The 6,062-nt window shown below is 67.5% G+C and carries 6 protein-coding genes and 2 pseudogenes; 6 read left to right on the forward strand and 2 right to left on the reverse strand.

Annotation, left to right across the window (positions count from 1 at the left end):
• Positions 1-467 (forward strand): annotated as a pseudogene (locus AB0N06_RS37820) (hypothetical protein); the annotation flags it as partial.
• Positions 468-599: 132 nt separating this feature from the next.
• Here the strand turns inward: AB0N06_RS37820 and AB0N06_RS37825 are convergent.
• Positions 600-1,451: an NAD(P)-binding domain-containing protein gene (locus AB0N06_RS37825; protein ID WP_366139212.1), complete on the reverse strand. Its 852-nt coding sequence runs from the start codon at positions 1,449-1,451 to the stop codon at positions 600-602.
• Here AB0N06_RS37825 and AB0N06_RS37830 point away from each other — a divergent pair.
• From AB0N06_RS37830 to AB0N06_RS37845, 4 genes and pseudogenes are all read left to right on the forward strand, one after another.
• Positions 1,450-2,001: a glycoside hydrolase family 25 protein gene (locus AB0N06_RS37830; RefSeq protein ID WP_366139214.1), complete on the forward strand. Its 552-nt coding sequence runs from the start codon at positions 1,450-1,452 to the stop codon at positions 1,999-2,001. The two genes, AB0N06_RS37825 and AB0N06_RS37830, sit on opposite strands and share 2 nt — an antisense overlap.
• A gap of 107 nt (positions 2,002-2,108) precedes the next feature.
• Positions 2,109-2,279, forward strand: a pseudogene (locus AB0N06_RS37835) (alcohol dehydrogenase catalytic domain-containing protein); the annotation flags it as partial.
• A gap of 143 nt (positions 2,280-2,422) precedes the next feature.
• The gene (locus AB0N06_RS37840; protein WP_366139218.1) at positions 2,423-2,698 is read left to right on the forward strand and encodes a MarR family transcriptional regulator; all 276 of its coding nucleotides are present in this window, start codon (positions 2,423-2,425) and stop codon (positions 2,696-2,698) included.
• A gap of 63 nt (positions 2,699-2,761) precedes the next feature.
• The gene (locus tag AB0N06_RS37845) at positions 2,762-3,028 is read left to right on the forward strand and encodes a hypothetical protein (RefSeq protein WP_366139215.1); all 267 of its coding nucleotides are present in this window, start codon (positions 2,762-2,764) and stop codon (positions 3,026-3,028) included.
• A 41-nt stretch (positions 3,029-3,069) separates the two neighbouring features.
• Here AB0N06_RS37845 and AB0N06_RS37850 read toward each other — a convergent pair whose 3' ends face one another.
• Positions 3,070-3,723 carry an HD domain-containing protein gene (locus tag AB0N06_RS37850; protein WP_366139216.1) on the reverse strand — a complete coding sequence of 218 codons (654 nt, stop codon included), beginning with the start codon at positions 3,721-3,723 and terminating at the stop codon, positions 3,070-3,072.
• 519 nt (positions 3,724-4,242) lie between these two features.
• Here AB0N06_RS37850 and AB0N06_RS37855 point away from each other — a divergent pair.
• On the forward strand, positions 4,243-5,922 hold the full coding sequence (locus tag AB0N06_RS37855; protein ID WP_366139217.1) for an MOSC and FAD-binding oxidoreductase domain-containing protein: 1,680 nt from the start codon (positions 4,243-4,245) through the stop codon (positions 5,920-5,922).
• The last annotated feature ends 140 nt before the right edge of the window (positions 5,923-6,062 follow it).

The raw sequence follows: 6,062 nt of genomic DNA on the forward strand, positions 1-6,062 counted from the left end.
GGAGATCACCCGAGCCCCATCCAGCACGCCAGTACGGATCACGGCCACACGAACGAGTGATCGCGAAGCAGGGGAAGAGGGACTTAACGACCTCTCAGCCGTCGGACAACGCCCGTGCGTCGGCCGAGGTGGCCCCGCACGGGATCAAGGTCCTGATTGTCGAACCCGGATCGTTCCGGACCGGGTTTGCCGGGGGAGGCGTACTGCGCCAGACCGCGGTCATCCCCGCGTACGAGGAGTTGGTCGGCCCGGTCCGTACCAACCTTCCCGGCTCGGACGGCAAGCAGGAGGGCGACCCCGACAAGGCAGCCGCGGTGATCCTGGCCGCGCTGGCCGCCGAGAGGACACCGATGCGGCTGCCGCTTGGCAACGACGCGACCGACGCGGTCTTCGCCGCCCTCGACACCGCCCGCGCCGAGACAGCGGCCTGGGAGAAGGTCAGCCGCAGCACGGGCTTCGACGACTGAGCGCGAGCCACAGGACCGAGGAGGGGCGGGCCAGCCGCCGCCTGGCAGACGGGGCTTTCGAAACACGCCCTGGGGCGGACATCCGACGGCAACCCGCTCCGTCGCCGATGGACGGAGCGGCGCGCCGATCCGTCAGGCGCGCCACTCCGCCGTACGATCCGGGGATGCCTCGGCCAGCGCCTTCGCGATGGTCTCGGCGTCGCCCTGGTTGCCGTAGACGGGCGTGCCGGGCTGCTGGCGCCACGACTCGTCCAGGCCGCCCGCGTCCACCGTGTCGAAGCCCAGCTCGTCGATGAGGTCGCGCACGGTCTGCTTGGCGGCCGTGTCGTCACCGGCGACCGGCAGGGCCTGACGGCCGGGGCTGCCCTTCGGGAGGGGCTTGGAGAGGATGTCCTCCGCGTACGTCCCGTTGAATGCCTTGATCACCGGGTGACCGATCTGCTCCTCGGTCCACCTGCTCTCCGGCAGGCCGTCCTCGATGGCGGCGATACGGCCATCTCGCTGCTGCGGGTAGTAGTTGCCGGTGTCGATGACGACCACGCCCTCCGCCGCCCCGTCGAGGAACCCCGCGGGCAGGCCGGGGACGGCCTTGACCGGGATGGTGACGACGACGACGCGCGCCCCTCGTGCCGCCTCCGCCACGGTGACCGGGGTGGCTCCGGTCTCCTCGGCGAGCGCCGTGAGCGTCTGTGGACCACGGGAATTGGCGACGGAGACCTCGTGACCGAGCGCGGTGAGACGCCGGGTCAGGTTGCCGCCGATGTTGCCCGCTCCGATGATGCCGATCTTCATGGATCCGACCTTCCGATGGTGCCTGCGAAGTGCAATGCCGTCTTGTCGTTCCACCAACTCGCTGATGCGGAGACCTATTCCGGGTGGCCGGAAGAACGTTCCCCCTGGAGAGGAACGGATGGGAACCGGCGGCTGCGGGCACGTACAGAGAGAGAAACGGAACCACAGAGCCCACTTGAAGGCGGTGCCCATGCTGCATGGCGTCGATGTCAGCTCGTATCAGTCGTCCTTCGACACGGACGGAATCGACTTCGTTTTCATCAAGGCCACCGAGGGCAGTTCGTACGTCAATCCGCACCTGTCCGCACAGGTCAAGCGAGCCCGGGACGCAGAATGCGTGGTCGGCTTCTATCACTTCCTGTGGCCGGGAAACCTCACCGCGCAGGCAGAGTACTTCGTGAGCAAGGCCCCGGAGAAGGCAGGCGATCTGCTCGCCGTGGACTGGGAAGTGACCGGTGACGGAACGCGGGCGAGCAATGCCGAGAAGGACCGCTTCATCCGCGAGGTCAAGCGCCTGAGGCCGCACCACCGGGTCCTGCTCTACTGCAACCGGCATTTCTGGCTGAACTACGACACCACGTCGTATGCCGGTGACGGTCTGTGGATCGCCGACTTCGTGACCGCCGGACATCCCCGTATCGAGGCGCCCTGGCGCATCCATCAGTACGCCGACCACCCGCTTGACAAGGACCTGGCCGCCTTCGCCTCGCGCAGCGCCATGCGCACCTGGGCGCAACCATGACCGCGGCCTGTCTCAACGGCGGGCCGCGCCTATGGCCGGCCGCGATCGCCGGACAAGCGCATATCGAACATTCGGAATGATCTGTTCCGAGGAGGAGGAGGAGGTCCCTGAAAGCCGCTGTTGTCCGCGGCTTTGCCGAACCCCTCGTCGTCGAGGAGCGGCCAGTACCGACCCCGGCCCGGCACCATGTTCTGGTGCGGATGGAGACCTCCGGGCTGTGCCACACCGACGCTCATGCCGAGCAGGGCGACTGGCCGGCCAAGCCGAGCCCGCCGTTCCGCCGTCCGGGTGACATCAACTCCTCGATCGATGAGGTGCTGAACGGCAAGGTGTCGGGGTGCCTGGTCTCGCGGCTGGCCGAGCGAGACCTACGGCTGTGGCACATGGCGTACTTTCCGTGCTCGTCGACTTCGGTCCGCATGTGCAAAGGGAGTTGGCGTCCGGACTTGCGATCGACCGCAGTGACATCGTGAAGGTCGTGGACGCCCTCGCGGTCGCAGGCCTGGTGGACCGCGCCCGCGACGCCGGCGACCGGCGCCGCGTCATCGATACACCGACACCGGCGGGCCGGTCCGTGCTCGCAGAGATCCAGTCGGACACCCGGAACGTGCAGGAAGCTTCTTGCGCCGTTGACCGACGGCGAAGGCACGCAGCTGGAAGACCTGTTGAGGCGTTTCTAGGTACACATCAACCATGAAGAGGACGGACAACGGCCAAGTCGCTGACCGAATGCAGGGTTCCGGTGCGGCAGACTTCTCCGGTGACCTCAGCAGCTCAACCGCCCCGCGACCGTGCGCTCGGGCGCGGCATCACCACTCTCATCCCGCAGGCTTCGAGCGTGACCCCGGCGGAGCAGGCGGCCGCGGTACTGGCCGGAATGCGGAGCGTTCCGGTGCGCATCGGGGTCCTCCAGGCGGCCGTTGTGCTCCTGGAGGAGCGTGTGCGTACGACAGAGGACGACACGGAGCGTCGGGCGGCGGCCACGACCGTGGCCATGCTCCGCGGTGCGATCGCCCAAGCGGGCTGAACCGCCACCGCGGGCAGTCCGGTGCGGATCGGTTGCGCCGCTCACTCCGGCCATGGGGAGCCGAGGATCGTACGGACGAAGTCGCCGCGCTCGAAACCGGGCACATAGTGCTGCAGCACATCGGCCTTCACATTGCCGAAGGTCGTCTCCGGTTTTGGCCGGATCCCGTCGGTGAATGCAGCGAGAATGCGCCGCTTGAAATCCGGCCGGGGATGCAGGGCGACGATCTCCGCCCGGTCGGCCTCCGGGATCTCCTCGTAGCCGATACCGAGCACGTCGTATTCGACCCCAGCCGTCACCAGAGCTACTTCCGGCTCCATGAACTGCGGGATACCAGGCGTCGTGTGCAGCGCAATGGCGGTCCATACGCGCCGGATGCTGTCCTCCGGCACATGGTGCGACTGGAGGAATCGCCGGGCCTCGTCCGCGCTGTCCACCTCGAACCGCCGGCCGCTCCCGTGGAAGCGCTCGCCGAGCCCGAGGTCGTGGAAGAGAGCGCCGATGTAGAGGAGTTCGGGATCGAAGCTCAGATCGCGACGGCGTCCCTGCAGGGCGCCGAACCAGAAGACGCGCCGTGAGTGGTGGTAGACGAGATCGCTCGTGGTGTCCCGGACCAGCTGGTCCGCTTCCCGCGCGATTCCGGTGTCCGGCGCACGGATACCGGCTACGGAGGACGGTGCGATGGTCACTGTCATTCACCTGCACTCTCTTGTGAGTGGACAGCCATTGGCCCGACCTTCCGTGTTCGCCGGTGGAGCCGCAACCCGGGCAGCGTGGCGAGAGCACGCCGAGGACCTGGGGGAGACCCCTGATGCCAGCTGTTGGCATGGACCTGATAGGGATCGAACTCGGTCCGGCCTCCGCCGCGGACGGGATGGTTCTCGGACGCCAGTCCTGGAGGCCTCGGCGAATCCGGACCCTGGCGACTGCTGCGCCACTCCCCGTGCAGTGCCACCTTCGTCTCTGGTCCGCCCATGAGCAGCACGGACCTGTGCTGATCAGGAGATCCGTGCGGGGCACTGCGTCACGTGTCCTGCACGCGCCATCGACAGTTGGCGTATTAGCGTGGCAGCGATGGGGGCGGTCCGTACGACCAGGGAGATGCACGGATGGCCACGCTCGTCGCGGTGAATGTCGGGATGCCCCGGGATGTTCCCTGGAAGGGCCGAGAGACGCATACGGGTGTATGGAAGCACCCAGTCACGGGCCCGCGGATGGTCAGGAAGCTGAACATCGACGGAGACGGCCAGGGCGACCTCGCCGGTCACGGCGGACCGTACCGGGCTGTGCTGGTGTACCAGATGGACTCCTATCGGTACTGGCAGGAGTACCTGCACCGCAACGATTTCACTCATGGCCAGTTCGGCGAGAACTTCACTGTGGACGGCCTGCCCGACGACGAGGTGTGCATCGGCGACCAGTACCGCATCGGCGATGCGGTGTTCGAAGTCACGCAGCCCCGGGTGACGTGCTATCGCGTAGGTCTTCGCATGGACGAACCACAGATGCCCGCCCTGCTGGTCGCCCATGGACGCCCCGGCTTCTATCTGAAGGTGCTGGCCGAGGGGGTCGTCCAGGCCGGAGACGAGATCGTCAAAGTCTCCACGGGGCCGGAAGCCATGACCGTCGCGGAGATCGACGCCGTCCTCTACAGACCCGGGCGTTCGCGCTCTCAGGTGGAGCGGGCGCTCCGCATTCCCGCGCTCAGCCCCGGCTGGAAGACGTCCATGCAGTCGCTCCTGGACGACTACGACTCGAAGGGCTGGTCAACAGGCAATACGGGAGGCAATACGGGCCTGACTTCCGCCGCGAGCAGCCCGCCGCCGGCCTGGCCGGGCTTCCGCCCCCTGGCAGTCACGCGCATCGCCCCCGAAAGCAGGAGTATCTTTTCCCTCACTCTCTCCGCCACCGACGGCAGTCCGCTTCCACCAGCGCTGCCAGGCCAGTTCGTCACCGTCAGGATGCGTCCCGACCCGCAGGGCGCGCCGGTTGTTCGCAGCTACTCCCTGTCCGGGCGCCCGGGGGGCGCAGACTACCGGATCAGCGTCAAGCAGGAACCCCATGGCGTGGGCAGCAGCTACTTGCATCAACACGTCGTGGTCGACGACGTCCTCGATGTGGCTGCTCCGCGAGGCACGTTCACCCTCGACAACAACGAGGCAGCCATCGTGCTGGTCTCCGCCGGCGTCGGGGCCACCCCGGTACTCGCCATGCTCCATGCACTGGCCGACAACCGTGATCGCCGAGCGGTGTGGTGGGTGCACGGAGCCCGGGACGGCGCCGAGCATCCTTTCGCCGACGAGGTGCGCACCCTGATGTCACGCCTGCCGTCCGGCCGACGGCATATCTCGTACAGCCGCCCACGCGACGACGACCGTCTCGGCGACGACTACACCTCCGCCGGTCGGCTCACCGCCCAGCTTCTCGAGGGCCTTGGAATCCCGGAGGACGCCAACGCCTACATCTGCGGTCCCGCGGCGTTCATGGACGACATGACACAAGCACTGGTGGACTGCGGCCTGGCCCCTGGGCGGATCCACACAGAGACCTTTGGATCCGTGACCGCGTTGACGCCCGGAGTGGTTCCGACCGATGCACCGGCTCCCCATCTGCCCACCCATCCGCCCGGACCGGCTACCGGCCCCTCCGTCACTTTCGCCCGCAGCAGCCTGACCGTTCCCTGGGACCCCGGCTACGGCACACTCCTGGAACTCGCCGAGGCATGCGACGTCCCAGCGCGGTGGTCGTGCCGCACCGGTGTCTGCCACACGTGCGAGACGGCAGTCGTCTCCGGCGGTGTCGACTACTCTCCTGACCCCATCGACCTGCCGGCCGAGGGCAACGCGCTCATCTGCTGCTCACAACCACCCGCGGATCTCATCCTCGATCTGTGACTTCCTCCGCGTCGAACAGCAGATGATCTGCTGACCAACGGCTCTCTGAGCTCGGATCCACCGGCGTGATTCCCGGTTGATCGTTTCGGGGTCGGGCAGGCCGTTTCGGGGCTGGGCTGCGGATTCGGGCGTGGGGTGGC

Source organism: Streptomyces sp. NPDC051020, from assembly GCF_040683105.1.
Taxonomy (GTDB): domain Bacteria; phylum Actinomycetota; class Actinomycetes; order Streptomycetales; family Streptomycetaceae; genus Streptomyces.

Bases quoted from the DNA above. Each gene is read 5' to 3' on its own strand.
- AB0N06_RS37830 (WP_366139214.1), top strand. From the start codon at position 1,450: ATGCTGCATGGCGTCGATGTCAGCTCGTATCAGTCGTCCTTCGACACG.
- AB0N06_RS37850 (WP_366139216.1), bottom strand. From the start codon at position 3,723: ATGACAGTGACCATCGCACCGTCCTCCGTAGCCGGTATCCGTGCGCCG.
- AB0N06_RS37855 (WP_366139217.1), top strand. From the start codon at position 4,243: ATGGTCAGGAAGCTGAACATCGACGGAGACGGCCAGGGCGACCTCGCC.
- AB0N06_RS37825 (WP_366139212.1), bottom strand. From the start codon at position 1,451: ATGGGCACCGCCTTCAAGTGGGCTCTGTGGTTCCGTTTCTCTCTCTGT.